General features: G+C 38.6%; 18 protein-coding genes. 14 read left to right on the plus strand and 4 right to left on the minus strand.

Features of this window, described 5'->3' with window-relative positions:
• Positions 1 to 167: 167 nt before the first annotated feature.
• Positions 168 to 638, minus strand: a complete 471-nt coding sequence (locus H4J65_RS15450; protein WP_182136577.1) for an Lrp/AsnC family transcriptional regulator — start codon at positions 636 to 638, stop codon at positions 168 to 170.
• 258 nt (positions 639 to 896) lie between these two features.
• On the opposite strand from H4J65_RS15450, the gene nhaA reads away from it, so the two are divergent.
• Both nhaA and H4J65_RS15460 read left to right on the plus strand, forming a co-directional pair.
• The gene (nhaA, locus tag H4J65_RS15455) at positions 897 to 2,102 is read left to right on the plus strand and encodes a Na+/H+ antiporter NhaA (RefSeq protein ID WP_182198745.1); all 1,206 of its coding nucleotides are present in this window, start codon (positions 897 to 899) and stop codon (positions 2,100 to 2,102) included.
• 42 nt (positions 2,103 to 2,144) lie between these two features.
• Positions 2,145 to 3,014 carry a prohibitin family protein gene (locus H4J65_RS15460; protein WP_182136575.1) on the plus strand — a complete coding sequence of 290 codons (870 nt, stop codon included), beginning with the start codon at positions 2,145 to 2,147 and terminating at the stop codon, positions 3,012 to 3,014.
• Positions 3,015 to 3,356: 342 nt separating this feature from the next.
• Here H4J65_RS15460 and H4J65_RS15465 read toward each other — a convergent pair whose 3' ends face one another.
• The gene (locus tag H4J65_RS15465) at positions 3,357 to 5,858 is read right to left on the minus strand and encodes a S8 family serine peptidase (RefSeq protein WP_182198746.1); all 2,502 of its coding nucleotides are present in this window, start codon (positions 5,856 to 5,858) and stop codon (positions 3,357 to 3,359) included.
• Positions 5,859 to 6,625: 767 nt separating this feature from the next.
• Between H4J65_RS15465 and H4J65_RS15470 the strand changes: the two genes are divergently transcribed.
• Genes H4J65_RS15470 through H4J65_RS15485 form a run of 4 tightly spaced genes read left to right on the plus strand, consistent with a single transcriptional unit; the run spans position 6,626 to position 9,775 of the window.
• Complete coding sequence (locus tag H4J65_RS15470) at positions 6,626 to 8,080, plus strand: curlin (protein ID WP_182198747.1); 1,455 nt, start codon at positions 6,626 to 6,628, stop codon at positions 8,078 to 8,080.
• A gap of 45 nt (positions 8,081 to 8,125) precedes the next feature.
• The gene (locus tag H4J65_RS15475; RefSeq protein WP_259367638.1) at positions 8,126 to 8,539 is read left to right on the plus strand and encodes a curli production assembly/transport protein CsgE; all 414 of its coding nucleotides are present in this window, start codon (positions 8,126 to 8,128) and stop codon (positions 8,537 to 8,539) included.
• Positions 8,540 to 8,568: 29 nt separating this feature from the next.
• The gene (locus tag H4J65_RS15480) at positions 8,569 to 8,985 is read left to right on the plus strand and encodes a curli assembly protein CsgF (protein ID WP_182198748.1); all 417 of its coding nucleotides are present in this window, start codon (positions 8,569 to 8,571) and stop codon (positions 8,983 to 8,985) included.
• Positions 8,986 to 8,989: 4 nt separating this feature from the next.
• Complete coding sequence (locus tag H4J65_RS15485) at positions 8,990 to 9,775, plus strand: CsgG/HfaB family protein (RefSeq protein WP_182198749.1); 786 nt, start codon at positions 8,990 to 8,992, stop codon at positions 9,773 to 9,775.
• Positions 9,776 to 10,029: 254 nt separating this feature from the next.
• Here the strand turns inward: H4J65_RS15485 and H4J65_RS15490 are convergent, their stop codons facing one another.
• The gene (locus tag H4J65_RS15490; RefSeq protein WP_182198750.1) at positions 10,030 to 10,710 is read right to left on the minus strand and encodes a helix-turn-helix transcriptional regulator; all 681 of its coding nucleotides are present in this window, start codon (positions 10,708 to 10,710) and stop codon (positions 10,030 to 10,032) included.
• A 339-nt stretch (positions 10,711 to 11,049) separates the two neighbouring features.
• On the opposite strand from H4J65_RS15490, the gene H4J65_RS15495 reads away from it, so the two are divergent.
• The 4 genes from H4J65_RS15495 to H4J65_RS15510 all read left to right on the plus strand — a co-directional run bounded on the left by H4J65_RS15495 (position 11,050) and on the right by H4J65_RS15510 (position 14,084).
• The gene (locus tag H4J65_RS15495; RefSeq protein WP_182198751.1) at positions 11,050 to 11,598 is read left to right on the plus strand and encodes an elongation factor P hydroxylase; all 549 of its coding nucleotides are present in this window, start codon (positions 11,050 to 11,052) and stop codon (positions 11,596 to 11,598) included.
• 117 nt (positions 11,599 to 11,715) lie between these two features.
• A complete protein-coding gene (locus H4J65_RS15500) occupies positions 11,716 to 12,465 on the plus strand; it encodes an IS5 family transposase (protein WP_182198752.1) in 750 nt (249 codons plus the stop codon).
• A 105-nt stretch (positions 12,466 to 12,570) separates the two neighbouring features.
• Positions 12,571 to 13,728 (plus strand): ATP-NAD kinase family protein, encoded by a 1,158-nt coding sequence (locus tag H4J65_RS15505; protein WP_182198753.1) that lies wholly within the window; start codon positions 12,571 to 12,573, stop codon positions 13,726 to 13,728.
• An 83-nt stretch (positions 13,729 to 13,811) separates the two neighbouring features.
• Positions 13,812 to 14,084: a YfcL family protein gene (locus H4J65_RS15510; RefSeq protein WP_182136573.1), complete on the plus strand. Its 273-nt coding sequence runs from the start codon at positions 13,812 to 13,814 to the stop codon at positions 14,082 to 14,084.
• A gap of 79 nt (positions 14,085 to 14,163) precedes the next feature.
• Here the strand turns inward: H4J65_RS15510 and mnmC are convergent, their stop codons facing one another.
• The gene (gene mnmC, locus H4J65_RS15515; protein ID WP_310649947.1) at positions 14,164 to 16,179 is read right to left on the minus strand and encodes a bifunctional tRNA (5-methylaminomethyl-2-thiouridine)(34)-methyltransferase MnmD/FAD-dependent 5-carboxymethylaminomethyl-2-thiouridine(34) oxidoreductase MnmC; all 2,016 of its coding nucleotides are present in this window, start codon (positions 16,177 to 16,179) and stop codon (positions 14,164 to 14,166) included.
• A 171-nt stretch (positions 16,180 to 16,350) separates the two neighbouring features.
• On the opposite strand from mnmC, the gene fabB reads away from it, so the two are divergent.
• The 4 genes from fabB (at position 16,351) to H4J65_RS15535 (ending at position 20,749) form a co-directional block, all read left to right on the plus strand.
• Positions 16,351 to 17,562 carry a beta-ketoacyl-ACP synthase I gene (gene fabB / locus H4J65_RS15520; RefSeq protein ID WP_182136572.1) on the plus strand — a complete coding sequence of 404 codons (1,212 nt, stop codon included), beginning with the start codon at positions 16,351 to 16,353 and terminating at the stop codon, positions 17,560 to 17,562.
• Between the two features lie 602 nt (positions 17,563 to 18,164).
• On the plus strand, positions 18,165 to 18,515 hold the full coding sequence (locus H4J65_RS15525) for a 5-carboxymethyl-2-hydroxymuconate Delta-isomerase (RefSeq protein WP_182198754.1): 351 nt from the start codon (positions 18,165 to 18,167) through the stop codon (positions 18,513 to 18,515).
• A 66-nt stretch (positions 18,516 to 18,581) separates the two neighbouring features.
• A complete protein-coding gene (locus H4J65_RS15530) occupies positions 18,582 to 19,700 on the plus strand; it encodes a 4-phosphoerythronate dehydrogenase (RefSeq protein ID WP_182198755.1) in 1,119 nt (372 codons plus the stop codon).
• Positions 19,701 to 19,723: 23 nt separating this feature from the next.
• The gene (locus H4J65_RS15535; protein ID WP_182137022.1) at positions 19,724 to 20,749 is read left to right on the plus strand and encodes an aspartate-semialdehyde dehydrogenase; all 1,026 of its coding nucleotides are present in this window, start codon (positions 19,724 to 19,726) and stop codon (positions 20,747 to 20,749) included.
• Positions 20,750 to 20,873 lie beyond the last annotated feature (124 nt).

Genomic DNA, 20,873 nt, shown 5'->3' on the forward strand with positions numbered 1-20,873 from the left:
ATAACTCAACACTAAAATCCCGCACTATGTTGCGGGATTTTTATGTACAGGAAGTAGGGGCAGTTTTTTTGTTCCCGACAAAAACTAAGTACCTACATATTTGTAGGTTATATTTAGGCAATGTCGCGAGTGCATGGATGCACGTGAGGATATATTTACAGGATGCATTACTCATCATCAAAAATAGGTAATACGCCACTGCGACTATGCTCAAAAATAAGAGAAGTTTCTACTGTGGTGACTTCTTCGCGAGAAGTAATGGCATTGAAGACAAATTGACGTAAGTGTTCACTATCTTTTACCGACATATGAATAAAATAATCATAGCTTCCGCCCATGTGATATAAGCTGACAATTTCAGGTAGCTTAAGTAGATCATCTCTCAGTTTATTCACAATTAACTCTGAATACGGTTGTAACTTTATTGCCGCTATCGCTTCAATGTTGCCGCCAATACTTTTGAAGTTGATATCAATAAAAGCGTTATTGATTACGCCATTATTTTTCATGCGTTTAACACGCTCTAAACAAGTTGAGGGCGCTATACCTATCTGTGATGCTAACTCTTTGTTGGTAATATCAGCGTCTTTATAAAGCAAGGTGAGAATACGTAAATCTATATCATCAAGTTTTTTCATTTATACAATTAGCCTTTGGGAGAACATTTACTTGGTTTTATTTTTATCAATTTACATATTACACTTATTAAATCCAATATTACCAGCGAACTGACTATAAAGATGAATTATTTTCGATATTCTTGCATCTTTCCGAATTATTGTCATTAATTGCTACCGATGTAAATTAAAACTATTACAAATTAACAGGTTAACAAATTTGTAAAAACCCGCCATGTGACATATTATGTCATGTCGACAATTAATTGATGAGAACAAATGATTATTAAAAGTGTTAATGATTTCTTAAAGCTTGAAGCTGCCAGTGGCATTATATTAATGTTAGCTGCAGTTGCGGCGATGATTATCGCCAATTCGCCGTTTATGGTCTACTACGACATGCTGTTGAGCATTCCAGTTCAAGTGGCCGTTGGCAGTTTTGAAATAGCTAAGCCACTATTATTGTGGATAAATGACGGCCTAATGGCGTTGTTCTTCTTTCTTGTGGGTTTAGAGCTTAAACGAGAATTTATAGAAGGAGATTTATCACAACCAGGACAAGTGACATTGCCGGCCATAGGTGCTTTAGGCGGAATGTTGATACCCGCTTTATGCTATGTCGCCTTTAATTATAATGATCCAGATGCGATTAATGGTTGGGCAATTCCAACCGCTACTGATATTGCTTTTGCCTTAGGCATTTTGTCAATTATCGGTAGTAAGGTACCGTTACAACTCAAAGTGTTTTTAACCTCGTTAGCCATATTTGACGATTTAGGCGCGATTATCGTTATTGCTTTATTCTATACTGATCAACTTTCATTATTATCCTTAGTTGTTGCCGCCAGTATTATTGCTATTTTATTTACGATGAATAAACGTGGCGTCACCAATACCGCACCTTATATTTTCTTAGGTGTTGTACTTTGGATAGCGGTATTAAAGTCAGGTGTACATGCGACATTAGCCGGTGTTGTGTTAGCTTTCTTTATTCCTATTAAAGGTAAAGAAAATGAGCCATCGCCGCTTAAGTCTTTAGAGTATAATTTGCATTCGCTAGTTGCCTTTATTATCTTACCGGTATTTGCTTTTGCCAATGCGGGAATAAGCTTTGCGGGTGTTGGTATTGAGCAAGTGATGGCACCTGTACCCTTAGGCATTATTGTCGGCTTGGTTGTTGGCAAGCAACTTGGGGTATTTGGTTTTTGTTTTATTGCTATAAAGTTGGGTTGGGCAAAAATGCCCGCTAAGGTTAATTGGCGTTTGCTTTATGGCGCGGCAATATTATGTGGTGTGGGCTTTACCATGAGCTTATTTATTGGCTCTTTAGCTTTCGAGCAAGGCAATGGCGTTAACCTTATGTTTCAAGACAGGTTAGGCATTGTGATTGGTTCATTGATATCAGGTGTTTTGGGTTACTTCATTATTAAAGGTGGTGTTGACCGTGCTGAAGAAAGTGAAGAAAGTGACGATATAAAAGAATAAATGCAGATAATAAATTCTATACAAAATAAAAAAGGTTTACTCATGAAAATAGAACAATTTAATATCCCAGTAAAATCGCTTGTCGTTGTTGCCGCAGTTGTTGTTGCTGGCATTGGATCTGTGTATACGGTTAACGAAGGTCATATCGGCATTGTAAAGCGCTTTAGTGAAGCCAAAGAGCAGGTAAATCCGGGTCTACATTTTAAAGTACCTTTTATTGATAGCGTTGAAGAAATAGAAGTGCGCACCCGTAAAAATGAAGAGAAAATGGCCTCAAGTACCAAAGAGCAAATGCCGGTGACTATTAGTGTATCAGTGAACTGGACCGTTGATAAAGCCGCGGCATTGGAGTTATTTAGACAATATGGCGGCTTGTCACAATTTGAAAACCGAATTTTAGATCCCCGTTTTAGATCAGCGACAAAAGATGTTATTCCACAATATGACGCAGAAAAGCTTATTCAAGACAGAGCGGGTGCGATTCAAGCGATTGAAGCTAACTTCATTGAAGAAATGAAAGAATTTCCGGTTACTGTCGACAATATTCAAATTGAAAATATTCAACTTCCCGCGAAGTATTTAACCTCAATTGAAACTAAACAAACCGAGAAAAATTTAGCAGACGCAGAAAAGCACAAGTTAGCCAGACAGAACCTTGAAGCACAGCGTGATGTAAATACGGCGAAAGCCAAAGCGGATGGTATTAAATTAGTCGCGATTGCTGAAGCTGAGTCTATTCGAATTAAAGGTTTGGCAGAAGCCGAGGCTATCACGGCTAAAGCGAAAGCATTGGGTAATAATCCGTTAATTGTGAAACTGACTGAAGCGCAAAATTGGGATGGTAAATTACCTGCAACTATTTTAGGTAGCAGTAATATGCCGATTTTAGATATGAGAAGTACTAAAGATTAGGCGTTATTTTAATACTATATTTTAAATGATGATTTTAAACTGCGAGGTAACAATCACCGTTTTTCGTTAAAAATATGTTTAATTGATGCTATCGGACTGGACTTTTTCTGGCTTAGTTGTCCCTGAAATGCTCTATATCTAACATTCTCTATATCTAACATTAAGCTTTAACGGGCGATACTCTGCCTAGCAGGGTAACTGAGCTTTTTATAATAGCGGTTGTCGCCATGATATCAGAGAGTGTGGGTCAATATGTTAGTAGATGAGTTTTTTAGTTAAAGGGAAAAATAAAAGGGCTTCTAGTTTACTTAGAAGCCCTTTTTGCAGGTTAAACAATAATGCTTAGAAGTTTACTGTTACTTCATTTGAACATGCTGTTGATGCATCGCATATTTGGTAAATAAACTGACTCTCCGTGGTACGACGTTCGCGGTCACGGTAAATTCCAATATTTTCAACTGTGTCAATTTTAATACCATTACGGAAAATATCTACCATATCAGCGGAAGTACCTTCCCATGTAATATCAACACGTAAGCGACCTAAACGAGATTTATATGCTCGTTTAACGGCAGCTTCAATATTGGTTGATGAAACAGTAACAATGACAGTTTCACTGCTGCTTAAGCCTTCAGCATCTGTTACGGTAAGCATAACATCATAGTTGCCTGTTTCTGCGAAGGTATGAATAGGGTTTTTTTCGCTCGATACTACACCATCACCAAAGCTCCAGTTCCAACTCACCATATCGTTATTCCTGTCGGTACTGTTGTCAGTAAAGGTAGCTGTAAGGCCATCTGCTTCATAAGCAAAGCTAACTTCTGGTGCGCTAGGCAGTACTTCACCAATACCTGTAATAGTAATTGCCCAGTTGTTTAATGAACCCGTATCCGCCGCTGCATTATCTGCAACACTCAATATCCAATCGCCCGTTGTTACTTCACCATTGAACGCATCAGAGCTAAAGGTTTTGTCAATGTTCTGTTCGCTACCACCTGATGCACTGTGTAACACAGCAGAAGTACCTGCAGGAGAGGTTAACATTACCGTTAAGTCACCAATCCAAGTGTGAGTGATATTGACATAAATATCTGATGCAAATACCGTGAGCTCATCTGCAACATTAATGACTGAAGTGATGCCGGTAGCATCGTTATCTGGAATGCTAATAACTTCATCATTAGTGTAAGTTAACTCAATTAAACCTTGTGGGTTAACCATTAAGCGAACGTTTGCTGTTTTCACTAGTTCGTCACTGGTTGCTGTTACCGTAAAGTCATACTCACCCCATTGAGTTTCGCTCGTGGTTGGTACAGTCAATTCAAATGTTGTACCTGGTGTCGCGGTGTCAGTTGACAATATCGCGCCAGCAAGTGAGCCAACTAATGTTAAGCTAACTTCACCATCCCATTCAGCAACAGAGCCGATGTCAAAACTATAAGTTGCCGTTTCGCCAGCTTCAATTGTAGTCGAATTTGGTGTCGCTTTAAGCGTAAATCCTGGAGATGGATCTGCGTCAAGTAAAGCGGTATGTATATTCAAGCGTTTACCCGAAACGGTTTTGCCTTCCGTTGCTGGGTTAGCATCACCAGAATTCATTAATAATTCTTTCAACTCGACCGCAGATAACTCAGGGTTAACTGATAATACTAATGCTGCGGCACCTGCTACATGTGGTGTAGCCATTGACGTGCCGGTAAAAGAAGAATAGCCGCCACCAGGTACAGTCGACAGTATATTACGCGCAGGAGCGGCAATATCGACGGAGGTTAAACCGTATTGTGATGATGTGTACATGGCGTCAGTATGGTTAGTTCCTGCAACGGCAAGAACGCTGTCGTGATCATAGCTTGCCGGGTAGCTAGGGCTAGCATCATTATCATAGCCGCCATTACCTGCCGCTGCGACAAATAAGATATTGGCATCTGAAGTTGCCGTTATTGCGTCATATAACGTTTGGCTAAAACCACCACCACCCCAACTGTTATTTAAGGTACTGATGTCAACGTTATGGTTATTCTTTAAGCCAACAAAATAATCTAGACATGTCAAAGCATCTGAGGTTGAACCACTGCCTGCCGAATCCAAAAACTTACAACCAATAATAGAGACATTGTGGTTAACACCAACAACCCCTATACCATCATTACCTGTTGCGCCAATTGTGCCCGATACATGAGTACCATGGCCATTGTCATCCATAGGGTCACCACTATTGGTAATAGCGTTAATACCATGAATATCATCAATAAAGCCATTGTTATCATTATCGATGCCATCTCCTGCAATTTCGCCAGGGTTTACCCAGATGTTTGCTGCTAAATCTGGGTGCGTATGATCAACACCCGTATCGATAACACCAACAATTACATCGCGGCTACCGGTAGAAATATCCCAGGCTTCAGGCGCATCAATATCAGCATCATCTACGCCGCCTGTTTGTCCTGTGTTATGCATGCCCCAAAGTTCATCAAATCGTGCGTCATCTGGAATACCAGTGATGCTGACAATATAGTCAGGTTCTGCATATAAAACTGCTGAGTTTTTGCGTAACTCTTTTAGCGCATTTTTCACTGACATATTACTATTTAGTGAAAATTTTGCTATTCGCCCTTTATTTAAGTTGCGATATTTATCATCAATTTCGTCATTGTTTAGATCAGAAATTTTAGCCTGCACAATGTTACGCGCAGCGCGACGGTCAAGTTTAGAGGCATTGTTCTTATAGACAACAATAACTGAGTCTGATTTGTAAGTAAGGTCTTTTACTGAATTTAGCTCGATTGATGCATTTGCTAATAATGGCAGTAAGGCTAACGTTAAAGCCGATAATTTTGCTTTCATGTTTTGCTCCATATTTTATTTAGTATTGTATGTACATTATTTATAGCCCAAAAATAAGCGTTAGGCCGTAGTCCTTTATTTTTAACTTTTCTACTTTCTATGGGTTTACGCAACCTTATTACTTTAATCATAAAAATAGAGTTGTGACTATAAAATTGCAACAAACACGACTTTCTCATTACTATAAAGATGTTTTTTTAAATATTTTTACTACTTTTTTACTACTTTTTGTTGATTGTAATTAGCGTGCTAAGACTAGTACTTTTTTAGTGCTTTTTAATTGTTAACATTTTTATATTCAATGTATACCTACCTTTTATTTTTATTTTGTTGTTTTTTAAGTGTTTATTTAAATAATGAAATAGGGTGATGTTTATTGATTGATAAACGACGTAGAGTTCTTAACGCAACGAAATAAAGCGAACTGAGCTTTTATTGGCATTGTTGAGGTTAGTAAAGCAAAAATCTGAAATGTTCTTTTTCTGATGGTTTATCTGTTGATGTAATCTGAAAGTTTACTAATTTATAGCGCTATTCCAATAAAACCAGTTAAGTGAAGTGAGACAAATAAAGCTGTTAATTTAAAAGCTCACTGCAAAAGTTTTTAATAAAATCACTGGTTTTTTTAATAATAGTATTCATATTATTTTAAAAACTACTATGGGAATACGAAACGCCACTACAGATAAGGCAAGTAAGCTGCTTATCCATTAATAATATATATGCGTTAAATTTTTACTCATATAAAACAAAAATAGGGATATATTTTGAAACTTAATAAATCATTAATTACTTGTGCTGTCTTTATGGCACTTGGACTAAACCAAAGCGCTTTTGCTGACGAAGAAACGAAAGTAGAAACTGAAAGCACTATTATTCAATCAGATTTAATGGCAAGTGCCTCAGGCAATGTCATTGTCATATCTCAGACCTCTGCTGAAGGTGTTGATGAAGGTAACGAAACGGCTATTTTTCAAGAAGGTGATTTTAACGGTGACAGCTTTACTGTTATTGGTGAAGGCAATATCACTGAAATTATTCAAGTTGGCACAGATAACTTAGCTGTTGGTACTTATACCGGTAATAATAATGTGCTGTTCGTTGAACAAAATGGTGATATTAACGAAACAGAGAACAACGTTACAGGTAATAACAACAGCATCGAAGTTACTCAATTAGGTGCTGGTTATTTGGGTATTGGTAACCGTGTGATTAACGAAGTGCTAGGCGATGGTAATATTGTTGCTGTAGATCAAGGTGAAGGTGGTCATTGGGCATTTAATAGCGAAATGATCGGGGTTAACAATGATATCGACATTGTACAAGACGGCGAATGGCATGAAGCTTATTTTAGAAGCATCGTGGGTGACTTCAATGCTGCTGAAGTCACTCAAGATGGTTATTGGAATGTGATAAATATTTCAGCGGTTGAAGGTAATGCTAACGAATTTGCTATTGAACAAGATGGTGATCGTAATCAGGTGGCTATTGCATCAGTTGATGGCGATGAAAATGAAATCTCTATTGATCAAGAAGGTGACCGTAATACTGCTGAATCTGGTGTTTATGCCGGTATAGCTAACTCAACAGATATTATGCAAAACGGTAGTGATAACAGTGCTACTTTTGAAGCTATCGGTGATGATAATGAGTTTAATTACCTGCAAGTAGGTGATAGTAACATTAGTTATATTGGCGCTATCGGTGTTAATAACGAATACTCATCAGTACAAATGGGTAACTTAAATGAAAGCCACGTGGTTAACTTCAATGGTAACGACAATGACATTGACGTGATGCAATCAGGCGATGAAAACGTCGTTATTTTAGAGGCTTCAGCTGACAATAATGAGTTGACTACAAGCGAAAATGACATTGGAATCGCGCAAACAGGTTTTGCTAACGACGCCGTGGTTATGCTAAGTACCATGATCAGTAGCAATACTAATACCATTGATATTGCTCAAAACGGTGAGTTGAACTCATTAGATATTTTAGTTGAAGGTAGTAATCATGACATTAATATTGAGCAAATAGGTAATGAAAACTTAATCACTGGCGAAGGGGGTGACACTATGCTAATTGGTGGTACTAATGTCGCTTTTAATGTAAGTCAATTTGGTAATGGTAACATTGTTGAAGGTTCATTTATTAGTGACTCTGGTTCTGTTTCAATCACACAAGTAGGTGATTGGAATGCGGCAGTAATTGTGCAGCAATAATTGCTTATATTCTATAAGTTAATAAGGGGCTTAAGGCCCCTTTTTATGTCTCATGATATGTCTAAATATATCTGCTTTTGTATCGTAACACTCTCCTTGTTATCTACTCCTATGTCTTACGCCACTAACGAAGTCGAAGAAGTCGAAATAGGTGGCCTATTACTTGATAACACTAAGAGTCGTTTAGGTCATGATTTTTATTTTCAATTTAGTCAGTTATGGCGTGATATACCAAATACGCAAGGCATAAATGCGCAATTAATTGAGCAAATTGTGCCGATGGCGGGTACTAAACTTAGCTTATTACTCAATGGTCGCATTATTTATGTTACTTATTTTGGACGTCGTCAATCACCCGTTCAAGAGAAAGTGGAGCAAGCTATATTTATCTTGATTGATGCTATGGCGAAAACTCAATATAACCAAGAAAGTATAGATATGGCTAGCAGTGGTTGGTAGCAATGGTTGGTAATTAAAAGGCAGTAACAATGAAGAAATTAATTTTAGTGTTGGTGGTTTATCTTAGCTTAAGTAATTATGCGTTAAGTACAGAATTAGTTTACACACCCATTAATCCCAGTTTTGGAGGTAGCGCGTCAAACGGTGGTTTTTTGTTAAGCAAAGCACAAGCGCAAAATAAACATACAGCAACACGGAGTGAACAAAGCTTTGAAGAAAAAGTATCAGACGCATTAGAGCGCGCAACCCTCAGTGATATTGTCAGTAAATATAAAGATACGGTCTTAGGTGAAAATACCAACGTAGATATTGATGAAGACGGCAGCTTTATTAGTGGTGACTATCAAATTGATATTTTATCTGCGAACAGTGACACTATTACGATAGAAATTACTGATTTGTTGACGGGAAAAGTAACCATAATTGAAATACCGAAGTTTGGATGAATAAATGAAAAAAATTATAATCGTGAGCCTTGTCAGTTGCTTGTCAGCCTGTAGTGTTCTTGATACCGCGAGTAACTTATTTCCGCCAGAGCAGTCGCTAGCAACAAAAATGACGCCACTTGAAAGCTTTAAAGAACTAAAGTCGCTGCCTAAGCCCAAAGGTGCCATACCTGTGTCGGTATATTCTTATCGTGACCAAACAGGGCAATACAAACCACAAGCGAATGTCAGTTCATTTTCTACTGCGGTAACGCAAGGAGCAACGTCTATTCTGATGCAAGCGTTAAGTGATTCTGACTGGTTTTTGCCGGTAGAGCGTGAAGGTCTACAAAATGTATTAACTGAGAGAAAAATTACCCGTGCGGCAAATCAAGCAAGTAAAGCCACAGAAAATATTGAATTACCTCCTTTGACCACAGCTAAAATACTACTTGAAGGCGGTATTATCAGCTATGACTCTAATACTAAAACGGGTGGTTTTGGTGCGGAATATTTTGGTATTGGTGCTTCAGAGCTTTATCGTGAAGATCAGATCACTGTGTATTTACGTGCGGTTGATGTTCGAACTGGACAAGTTCTGGTCTCGGTATCCACTAACAAAAAGGTCTTGAGTCAAGAAGTACGAGCTGGATTTTTCCGTTATGTCAGCTTTAAGCGTTTAGCTGAAGCTGAAGGTGGTTTTAGTGAAAATGAACCCATGCATGTTTGTGTGCAACAAGCGATTGAAAAAGCTATTACGGAATTGGTGGTGAAAGGAATTAAGCGCAAAGTCTGGCGAGCTGATACTTAGTTTATGTCTGATACATAGTTAATGTAAGGATGTGTATTTGATTCTTTCATTCTTAAGTCCTAAAGGTGTAAACACTTTTAGGACTGGGCACACTCAGCCATTCATTATTGTAAAAGTGTCAACCTTATTTAGGACGGGTTACACACAGGATAAAAAAGCTAGTGATAATTACTGGCTTTTTTATTTCTCTCCCGTGATGAAACCTGTAAACATATTGGACAACGGCACAGTCTGTATTTTAATAACTCAGGTTATTAATTAAGTGTAGCTGTATAACGTTGTGTTCGACTAATCAGCTCAATACGATTTCGTGAGCTGGTTTTTCGAAAAATACTGTAGAGGTGTGTTTTTACCGTATTCGGACTAATATTGAGCTGATCTGCTATTTCTTTATTTTGAGCGCCTCTAGAAACTAAGCCGATGATTGTTCTTTCTCGCTTGGTTAACGTAGGAAAAATCATATCCGTGTTATCATTAAGAAGTTTAGTCTGCTGAATTTTATTGTTTCTTAACAAGTCATTAATGGCTTTATTCATGGTTGTGCGTTTAAACCAAGACTCTTCTTTCATAATAGCATCAAAACCTTTTAATATGATGTCAGGTCGATCCTTGGTATAAAATACGCCTTTTACGTTTGACAGTAAGGCAGTTTTCTCACAGGTTATTCCGTCGGTAGCATTGAATAGTATGGTGGTATTATTGGCGGCAAGCGCTGTAATGTTAGTAGGTAAACCTTTTCCTACTTGATAACCAAATAAGTCGATCAGCAGAAATTGATATGAAAGTAATTGTGATTTATCAGGAATTTTATTCCCTATCTCAATATTGATATCACAGGCTTTGATTAAGCCAGTAAAGCGGTTGAGCAACGTTAAGTGTGAATCCCCTGTTATATCAACTGTTGAAGTCAGTATAAACGCACGTAGTTTTGTCATATCCATTGACATAATTAACTCTCCGAATTGCTAACCATAATTGTAAAATTCACTTGCTAAAATGTATACTAACGTAGTGATGATATATACTGGCCGCTTGAAATCTAGCTGTGAATTAAATTATAATTAACGTCTTAAAGCCAGTTTTTTATTATATATTTACATTAACTTTACAATCAATAATATATGCCGTTAGTTTATCTATGTCTAGCCTAGAGCTGTTTTGTTTTTTAGCTTTTTTGGCTGATATGCAGGCATGACTTACCTGATTTATTAGAGTAAGTTATGCCATACTTGGCGTAATAGCAATTAATAACTTACCTAATATATTTGGCTTTCATGAAACATTGTTTTAATGATTTAATCTGCATTTTTGAAGACACTTTTAAAGAAAAGTATAATACTCGATTAATAAAAGGAGAGGGTGAACCGCTCTATTCACCTGCTCATGATAAATGTTCATACCATCAGATTATTTTTGCTCATGGCTATTACGCTAGCGCCTTACATGAGGTTTCTCATTGGTGCTTGGCAGGGGCTTCGCGGCGATTATTAGAAGACTTTGGCTATTGGTATATTCCTGATGGTCGTGATCAAAGCCAACAACAAGCATTTGAGCAAGTAGAGATTAAACCGCAGGCGATTGAATGGGCGTTATGTGTCGCTACAGGAAAAGCCTTTGATGTTTCTAGTGATAATCTGCTGGGTAACGGCGAAACTGACCGAGTGGCGTTTAAAGCTAAGGTGTACCAACAAGTGCTTGCCTATCTTGAATACGGTTTTCCTAACGATGCAGCAAGATTTATTATCGCTTTAACAAATTATTATCAAACGCCTTGGCCTTTAGTCTCCGAGCATTTTAAATTTTCGGACCATGAATGTTTTTGAAAATAATTTTTTTGAAAGTAATGTTATTAAGGTCTGTTGATCTTTCGTGATTAGATTTTGAACTAAAAAGGCAATCTCGTATAATTATTTCTCCAAAAACAGAAATACGAGATCACCATGCCCCGAACAATGCTTAACGATGAGCACTGGTCAAAACTGAGCGTTATAATGCTCAAAGATAGAGTGTATAACAAGCCCACACACAGAAATACTTTGGAAGGTATTTTATACCGAATGCGAACAGGTTGTCCTTGGCGTGATGTGCCAGAGTCTTTTGGTGATTGGAGCACCATATACAGGCGCTTTAATTTATGGTCAAAGAAGAGTGTTTTAATCAGGGTTTTCAGAGCATTAAGGTATGAGCCTGATCTAGAGTGGGAGTTTATTGATGGTAGTATTGTTAAAGCACATCAGCACAGTACTGGCGCTAGAACAGAGGATGATGAGGGCATAGGTAAAAGTGTTGCGGGTAACACCACTAAAATTCATATGGCGGTAGATAGTTACGGCTTACCTATTGAATTTTACATTACAGGTGGTGAAGTTCACGACAGTAAAGCAGCGCCAACACTTATAGATATGCTGCCGAATTCGGATTATATCATTGCTGATCGGGGCTATGATAGTGAAGCACTTAGAGAACAAATACGTGATAAAAATGCTATTCCAGTAATTCCGAGGAAGAAAAACTCTAAAGTGGGTAATGCCGATATCGATTGGTGTTTATATAAATACCGACATTTAGTTGAAAATGTATTTGCTCGCCTCAAGCAGTACCGGGGTATAGCGACAAGATACGACAAATTAAAAAGAAACTATGAAAGTACACTCGCATTGGCGTGCTCCATGATATGGCTGCCAATGTAAGTGGTTAAATTATGAACTTGAAAGATCAACAGACCCTAAAATTAAAATCCTCAACAGAACACGTGTCTTTGAAATAAATGGACGGAAAATTTATGAGATTAATTAATGAAACAATTTAAATTAGGCTTAGTCATTAATCCTATTGCGGGTATTGGTGGCAGTGTGGCATTAAAAGGTAGCGACGGTATTGGCATTGCGGAACAAGCGATTGCGCTTGGCGCGACGGCAAAGTCAAACACTAGGGCATCGCTAGCGTTAGAAATATTGCTCCCTTACAAAGAAAATATCATTATTTATACCGCTGCTGGCGATATGGGCGAGCATACAGCTAAAGCGTTAGGTTTTAACACCCAAGTGGTATATGGGCTTGAGCATAGGTTTGAAAATAGGCTTGAAAATAGGCATACCACAGAGCTTGATACTGAGCAGGCAGTCAGCGCATTAATCACTAAAGATATTGATTTACTGTTATTTGCTGGCGGTGATGGCACTGCACGTAATGTTTGCCATATTGTTCAAGACAAGTTTCCGGTATTGGGCATTCCTGCGGGTTGTAAAATTCATTCAGGTGTTTATGCTATTACGCCTAAAGCGGCTGGGCGAGTGGTCGAATTGATGATAACGAATCAATTAGTGAGCTTAACCGATGCTGACGTTATGGATATTGATGAAAGTTTATTTCGCCAAGGCATAGTAAAAGCAAAGCGTTTTGGTGAAATGCAAGTACCATCAGAGTTACGTTATATTCAAGCGGTTAAATCGGGTGGTATAGAGTCAGACGAGTTGGTGTTACAAGATATTGCTGCGGATGTTATCGCTAAAATGGATGACGAGCTATTTATTATTGGCTCAGGCTCTACCACGGCTTTTGTTATGGAAGAGCTGGCGCTTGACAATACTTTACTGGGCGTCGATGCGATAAGCGAGCAAGCCTTAATCGCCAGTGATTTAACTGAACCTCAGCTTTGGCAGTTAATTCAGCCTTATGCACAAGGTAAAGTTAAACTGCTTATTACCTTAATTGGTGGTCAAGGTCATATATTTGGCCGCGGTAATCAACAATTGAGCCCACGTGTTATTCGCGCTATAGGTAAAGAAAATATTATTATTATCGCAACAAAAGCAAAGTTGAATGCGCTGGCAGCTAGGCCTTTAATTGCTGACACCGGTGACAGCGAACTCGATATGGTTTTGTCAGGCTATTTGGCGGTTATCACAGGTTATAATGATCAAGTATTATACCCGGTTGCTAGTCCGCAATAATCAATAGCTCTCCCGAAAAAACTTTAAATATATTAAAAGTAGGCGCAGTTGAAAAACGAGTCTACATGAATTTGGAATTAAGTATGCAATTTGAAAACCTTACTGCGTTATATCACTTTTTAGATGAACAAGTTACACAGGATGTCAGCGGCGATGATTTATTTGCCGGGAGTTATTTAAGAGGATTTATTAGTTTAGCGGGCAGTGAATATGGCGATGAGTCACAAGTGTTAACGCAAGCGTTAGCGATAAATATTAGTGAGAAGTTACAAGTTGCTCGTACTGAGCTTACGCCACAAGATCACCAAATTGTACAAGATTATTGGCTAGGATTAAAAACGGCTTTTACAGCGTAAGTCTTATTGCTGTCAGTTTGAAAAAAAAAGCAGCTTTCATATTGAATTAGCTGCTTTTTTGAGATTTAAGTCAGTAAACTCAATCGAACTTACGACGAATAATATCTCGAATCACAAAGCGATTTGGCGCCAGGTTAAATAACTGTTCATTATTTAGTGGATAGGGTGTACCACAAATATCAGCGGTTAAAATATCGGCCAATAAAGGCGCGGTACAAAGTCCTCGCGCCCCTAATCCAGTTAACATATATAGATTTTCAATCACGGGTGCTTGTTGATTATAGCGCCAACGTTTATCTTTGCTTAAGTGCGGGAATTGCTGCTTATGGCCAGCAATGTCGGGCATAGCACCTACCATAGGCAAGTGATCTGGCGTCATACAACGTAAGCGCGCTTTGCTACTGAAAATATCTGTACTTTGCCATTGTGTTAAACCCGGTAAGCATTTATCTAGCATAGCAAGATTAAATTGGTCTTCTTCGGCTTTGTTGTCGATATCAAAGCTGTGCTTTTGAAACGTTGCCCCGATGCAGTGCAGGTTTTTATTCGCCGGTGTTAAATAACCTTTATGGCAAATAACGGTCGCTAGTTTGGCAATTTTTTCATTACTGGTCATATTACTGACCTGGCCACGTACCGACGTTAAGGGTAATTGCTCAATCAGGTTCAAGGGTATGCCTTGGGCGCCACCACAATAGACAATAACATTGGCTGGATAATTATCGGTATCGCTGTGTAGTAACCATTTTCCTTGAGCTTGTTGGCTAATTTCATTAATTTTACAACCGGTTTCAATACGCAGGCGATGACTTAATTCAGCCGCCTTAAATATTTGCTTTACCAATTGAGCAGGGGCTATCCAGCCCGCTTTAGGGAAGAATAGCCCGCCATGATCAAGGGCTATGTCTGCTAATGCGCTAGCTTGGTTTTTATCAACACTATGAATTAAACTTTTTGGCCAAACACTAGAGTCGGCTATATGTTGCTGACGCAATGCTAAAGCGGGTTTATAGGATATTTCTAACAGGCCGCACCAGTCGTGATCAAAGTGAAACCCTTGCTCGCTAATACTTTTATAATAAGTGAGTGCTTGCTCAAAAGCTTGTTGATAAAATAGGCTAATATCATCGGCTTTTTGATGAATAAGTGGGTATAGTGCGGCAATATTATTACTCGATGCGCCTTGAGCAACACTGAAGTCTTGGCAATATACTGTTACTTTAACCCCAGCTTTTGTTAAGGCATAGGCGGCACATGCTGACGCTATACCACCCCCGATAATACTGACATGTTGCGGTTTATTCACTATAGGGCGTTGCTGATAACCTTTGCCTGAAAAAGGATTTTGCTGAAACACCGCGCTAAGCATTTCATTTTTTTTACCTATAGCAGGGCGTTTTTCAACCCGAAAACCGGCAGAAACAAGTTGGCGTTTAACTTCTCCTGATACCGTAAAGGTGGCTAACGTTGCTTGCTCGTTTGATAAACGGGTGATTTGCTTAAAAAGCGCTTCGTGCCACATTTCAGGGTTTTTGGCGGGTGAAAAACCATCAAGGAACCAAGCGTCAACCTGTGTGGACGGACGCACTTCTTTCTCGTTTCCCAGCTGAGTTAAACCTTGTGTGGCATCGTTAAATATTAGCTGGAGTGTGACTGAGCCCTCAAGAAAACTTAGCGTAATATCTTTATCAAAACGTTCAGGGTATTGTGTAATAAGTTGTTGACTGTATTCTTTAAGTTGCGGAAAAATCGCTAACGCTTGTGCCAGTTGCTGTTTTGATAAGGGATATTTTTCGACACTAATAAAGTGCAAAGCACTCACTTTAGCTGGCGCTGAATTTTGCTGGTGAGCGGTTAATTTTATTTGGTTAAATACCGCTAGGGTTAATAAAAAATTTAATCCTGTACCAAAACCCGTTTCAGCAATGACAAATTTTTCTGGGTACTGGGCTAGTCTTGCTTTAAGATTATTGCCATCAATAAAAATACATTCACTTTGGCTAGTACCATGGTTGCTATCAAAATAAATATCTTCAAACTGGCTTGAATAAGGTGAACCGTCACCCTCAAAGGTAATTTTTGTTTGAACAATCACAATATTAACGTCTTCCGTTGGAGGTGAAAAAAGGTTATTTTATCTAGTATTACAAAATACTGTCATAAAATGAAAAAAATTCAGTGTACAAGTGTACGCTGGACAGACCAGTATAGGGGGCAAAAGTATGTATGATACGCCCAGATTTTTTAATTGAATATGGTTATTAATATGAAACGTGTAGTTATCACCGGATTAGGTATTGTATCAAGTATTGGTAATGATACAGAAGAAGTATTAGCGTCGTTAAAAACAGGGCGTTCAGGTATTACCCGTTCTGAAAGTTTTGCTGAAATGGGTTTGCGTAGTCAAGTTTGGGGCAAACCTGACATTGAAGTAAAAGACCACATTGACCGTAAAGCCTTACGCTTTATGGGTGAAGCTTCAGCTTTTGCTTACATAGCCATGGATCAAGCGATTAAAGATTCAAAATTAACACCAGATCAAGTTTCAAATTTCCGCACAGGCATTGTGGCGGGCTCTGGTGGTGCTTCTTCAGAAAACGTCGTTAAATCAGCAGACACATTGCGTGAAAAAGGCGTTAAACGTGTTGGGCCTTACGCGGTACCAAAAACCATGTCGAGCACCATTTCTGCCTGTTTGGCCACACCGTTTAAAATTTTAGGTGTTAACTATTCAATTAGTTCGGCTTGTGCTACCAGTGCCCATTGTATTGGTCACGCGGCTGAGCTTATTCAATTAGGTAAGCAAGATGTAGTATTTGCCGGTGGCGGTGAAGAAGTTCATTGGTCATTAGCGATGATGTTTGACGGCATGGGCGCGTTATCTTCTAAATACAATGATACACCTGAGCTAGCTTCACGTACCTATGATGCAGACCGTGACGGTTTTGTTATTTCAGGTGGCGGCGGTATGGTTGTTGTTGAAGAGCTTGAGCACGCTTTAGCGCGTGGCGCGCATATTTACGCTGAGATTGTTGGTTACGGTGCAACATCAGACGGCTTTGATATGGTGGCACCAAGTGGTGAAGGCGCTATTCGTTGTATGCAACAAGCCATGCAGGGTGTTGACGCGAAAGTTGATTATTTAAATACCCATGGCACCTCTACGCCAGTAGGTGATGTTAAAGAGCTTGGTGCGATTCAAGCGGTATTTGGTGATGATTCTCCAGCCATTAGTGCCACTAAAGCCATGACAGGTCATGCTTTGGGTGCCGCTGGTGTTCATGAAGCGATTTTTTCATTATTGATGATGGAACATAGCTTTGTTGCGCCATCTATTAATATCAATACCTTAGATGAAAAAGCTGAAGGCTTAGACATAGTTACCGAAAAGCGTGACATGGAGCTGAACTTAGTGATGTCAAACAGCTTTGGTTTTGGTGGCACTAACGCCACACTGGTTATGCAAAAGTATAAATAAAACCGCGTTCATTGGATTTTAACCCAAACTGTTTATCAAGCCGCTAATTTAGCGGCTTTTTTATATTCAGTACTTTTTATCTTCAGGACAATGGTATGGTGCGATCACCTGACCGCTCTTAGACATGCTGACTTTTAGGTATGAGTACATCTTTGTATGTCGAAGCATAGTTATACCAATTTCATTAATTAGGTGGTCTACTTTATACGCAGGAAAAATGGCCAAATATAAGGCATTTATTTAATAACTAGTTGTTCTAATTATTAAATAAATAACGCAGTAGTGGGTTATTTTAACCAGTAAAAATGATCAGATAATTAGTGAGATTGGTATTCGCTTTTATGATTGCGAAAAAAGCTAAGTAACGATATCCAAGGCTGCAGAGCATTAATAGATTTAGGTCATTACTCCTACACTACTCCGACATCACTTCGACATTAGGCTAATGACCTAGATCTAGGTCAGCATATATAGCTTGCTAACATATACTTAAGCCTAAAGTATTAGAAAATTGGCTAAATAACCTAGCCATCGATATTCTTTTTAGCCTAGATTTTCGTTACAATAGCTATCTTGTTTGTTATTAATTGTGTCTGCCTATTATGCCTCATTGTATTGTTGAGTATTCTGCAAAAATTACCGAAAGTTTACCCGTAGAACAGCTAATGCACGCTGTTTATAAAGGTGTAAACCAAAGTGAATTATTTACTGCAGCTAATATTAAAGTCCGAGCATGTGCTTATAATGACTTTTATCTGCCGGGTGCTGAGCAAGTCTTTGTCCATGTAAATTTAAAAATATTATCAGGGCGTGATTTATCACAACGTAAAAAACTGACTGAAAGTGTTAGCAATCAACTTGAACGCTTGGGTATTGAAGAGGCGGTAATTACGGTTGAAGTAACAAAAATTGAAAAAGAAAGTTACATTAAGAAAGTCACATTAACGGCGTAATACCCTGTCGTCATACTTTTATGACTTTTATGACTTTTATGACTTTTGATGAATTGGAAACGCTAAATGAATATTTTTTATGATGAAAATATGCCGTTTGCGGCGGATTTTTTTGCTGATTTAGGCGTGTTAACAGCATTTTCTGGCCGCGATTTGTCGGCAACTGATATCAGTGATGCTGATGTGTTATTAGTGCGTTCAATCACTAAAGTCAATGAAGCCTTGTTGCAAAATAATAAAACCTTAAGTTTTGTCGGTACTGCAACCATTGGCGTTGATCATATAGATCAAGACTATTTAGCCGATCGAGCGGTTAACTTTTGTTCTGCACCGGGTTGCAATGCCGTCTCTGTCGCTGAATATGTTCTGAGTGCCTTAGTCGTATTAGCAGAGCGATATTTAATAACCTTATCAGGGTTAACCGTCGGCATTGTTGGCGCAGGTAATACCGGCTCAAGGTTAAGTGAGAAGTTAACAGCTTTAAATATTAAACATGTTTTATGTGACCCTATACTGGCTGAAAATTCAGTGGATAAACGAAATTTTGTTACCCTTGAGCAAGCGTTAAGTTGCGACGTGGTTTCGCTACACGTGCCGTTAACTCGCACCGGTCCGAATGCGACTTATCATTTATTGGATGCCGATCGATTAGCTCAATTTAAAGCTAATCAAATACTGATTAATGCTTGTCGGGGTGAAGTTATCGACAATGCTGCTTTATTGAAAATGAAGCAGCAAGGACATACGTTAAAGCTGGTATTAGATGTGTGGGAAAATGAACCCAATATATTATCCGCTTTAATCGCGTATTGTGACATTACCACCGCGCATATTGCTGGTTATAGCTTAGAAGGAAAAGCTCGTGGCACAGAAATTCTCTATCAGGCATTATGCCGACAGCTAGATATTTTGCCAAATAAGCAGCTTACTGACTTTTTACCGATATCGGCAATTGGCACTATTGAAATTAAACAAGAATTTGATGAAATACTGTTAAACCAGCTAGTAAAAATGGTATACGATGTTAGGCGTGACGATGCAATTTTTCGTCAACAAATTAATATTCAAGGATTTGACCATATTCGTAAAACTTACCCGACTCGCCGGGAGTTTTCGTCAATAACTGTCAACTTGAATAACGCGTTGAGTTTAGATGTGCCACATCAGCTTGGCTTTAATAAATAAACTGGATAAAAAGAGAGAGGAACATGGCACAGAAATTTGATGTTTGCGTACTAGGAGCAACGGGTTTAGTTGGTAAAACAATTATTGAAATACTAGAACAGCGCGACTTTCCCATTAATAAGCTTTACCCATTAGCGAGCGCTCGTTCAGCGGGTGAATTTATTGACTTTAAGGGTGAAAGTATTGAAGTTTTAGATGCCGACAATTTTGATTGGAGCCAAGCACAAATTGGTTTCTTCTCAGCTGGCGGTGAAATATCGGCAAAGTATGCGCCAATAGCGGCTAATGATGGCTGTATTGTTATCGATAATACCTCTGAGTTTCGCTATGACGCTGATATTCCATTAGTTGTACCGGAAGTTAATCCACAAGCATTAGCTGAATACCGTAACCGCAATATTATTGCTAACCCGAATTGTTCAACCATTCAAATGATGGTGGCATTAAAGCCTATCTACGATGCCGTAGGTATTTCACGGGTTAATGTTTGTACTTATCAGTCAGTTTCTGGTGGTGGTAAAGCGGCTATGGACGAGTTAGCTAAGCAAACTGCAGACTTATTGTGTGGAAAACCGGTCGAGCCGAAAAATTTCTCTCGTCAAATTGCTTTTAATGTTATTCCACAAATTGATGTATTTCTTGAAAATGGTTATACCAAAGAAGAAATGAAGATGGTTTGGGAAACTCAGAAAATATTGGGCGATGACAGTGTAATGGTTAACCCCACAGCTGTGCGCGTACCGGTATTTTTTGGTCACGGTGAATCATTACATATTGAAACTAACTCACCTATTTCTGCTGAAGAAGTTAAAGAGTTACTGAGCAAAGCACCAGGTATAGTGGTTTGTCACAAAGATGAAGACTTTCCAACGCAAATTACTGATGCTAGCGGTAAAGATGAAACTTTTGTTGGTCGTATTCGTGAAGACATTAGCCACAACAGTGGTATTAATATGTGGATAGTTGCCGATAACGTACGTAAGGGCGCCGCAACGAACAGCGTTCAAATTGCTGAGTTATTAATTAAAGAGCACCTTAGCGAGTATTAAACGCTAAGTAATAGCTTTACTAAAGAAACTTGAAAACCCGTCGTTATCATAAACGTCGGGTTTTTTGTTTTTATAGTCACTATACCGATTTGATTAAATAAGTGATGACCTTTTCATCAGGAAA

The sequence above is a fragment of the Colwellia sp. MB02u-9 genome (genome assembly GCF_014077085.1).
GTDB lineage: Bacteria > Pseudomonadota > Gammaproteobacteria > Enterobacterales > Alteromonadaceae > Cognaticolwellia.

Excerpts from the sequence above, each read along its gene's own strand:
- H4J65_RS15460 (WP_182136575.1), top strand. The coding sequence starts at position 2,145 with ATGAAAATAGAACAATTTAATATCCCAGTAAAATCGCTTGTCGTTGTT.
- H4J65_RS15500 (WP_182198752.1), top strand. The coding sequence starts at position 11,716 with ATGCCCCGAACAATGCTTAACGATGAGCACTGGTCAAAACTGAGCGTT.
- nhaA (WP_182198745.1), top strand. The coding sequence starts at position 897 with ATGATTATTAAAAGTGTTAATGATTTCTTAAAGCTTGAAGCTGCCAGT.
- H4J65_RS15535 (WP_182137022.1), top strand. The coding sequence starts at position 19,724 with ATGGCACAGAAATTTGATGTTTGCGTACTAGGAGCAACGGGTTTAGTT.
- H4J65_RS15465 (WP_182198746.1), bottom strand. The coding sequence starts at position 5,858 with ATGAAAGCAAAATTATCGGCTTTAACGTTAGCCTTACTGCCATTATTA.
- H4J65_RS15480 (WP_182198748.1), top strand. The coding sequence starts at position 8,569 with ATGAAGAAATTAATTTTAGTGTTGGTGGTTTATCTTAGCTTAAGTAAT.
- H4J65_RS15510 (WP_182136573.1), top strand. The coding sequence starts at position 13,812 with ATGCAATTTGAAAACCTTACTGCGTTATATCACTTTTTAGATGAACAA.
- H4J65_RS15525 (WP_182198754.1), top strand. The coding sequence starts at position 18,165 with ATGCCTCATTGTATTGTTGAGTATTCTGCAAAAATTACCGAAAGTTTA.
- H4J65_RS15475 (WP_259367638.1), top strand. The coding sequence starts at position 8,126 with ATGTCTCATGATATGTCTAAATATATCTGCTTTTGTATCGTAACACTC.
- H4J65_RS15505 (WP_182198753.1), top strand. The coding sequence starts at position 12,571 with ATGAAACAATTTAAATTAGGCTTAGTCATTAATCCTATTGCGGGTATT.
- H4J65_RS15450 (WP_182136577.1), bottom strand. The coding sequence starts at position 638 with ATGAAAAAACTTGATGATATAGATTTACGTATTCTCACCTTGCTTTAT.
- H4J65_RS15495 (WP_182198751.1), top strand. The coding sequence starts at position 11,050 with ATGAAACATTGTTTTAATGATTTAATCTGCATTTTTGAAGACACTTTT.
- H4J65_RS15490 (WP_182198750.1), bottom strand. The coding sequence starts at position 10,710 with ATGACAAAACTACGTGCGTTTATACTGACTTCAACAGTTGATATAACA.
- H4J65_RS15485 (WP_182198749.1), top strand. The coding sequence starts at position 8,990 with ATGAAAAAAATTATAATCGTGAGCCTTGTCAGTTGCTTGTCAGCCTGT.
- fabB (WP_182136572.1), top strand. The coding sequence starts at position 16,351 with ATGAAACGTGTAGTTATCACCGGATTAGGTATTGTATCAAGTATTGGT.
- H4J65_RS15530 (WP_182198755.1), top strand. The coding sequence starts at position 18,582 with ATGAATATTTTTTATGATGAAAATATGCCGTTTGCGGCGGATTTTTTT.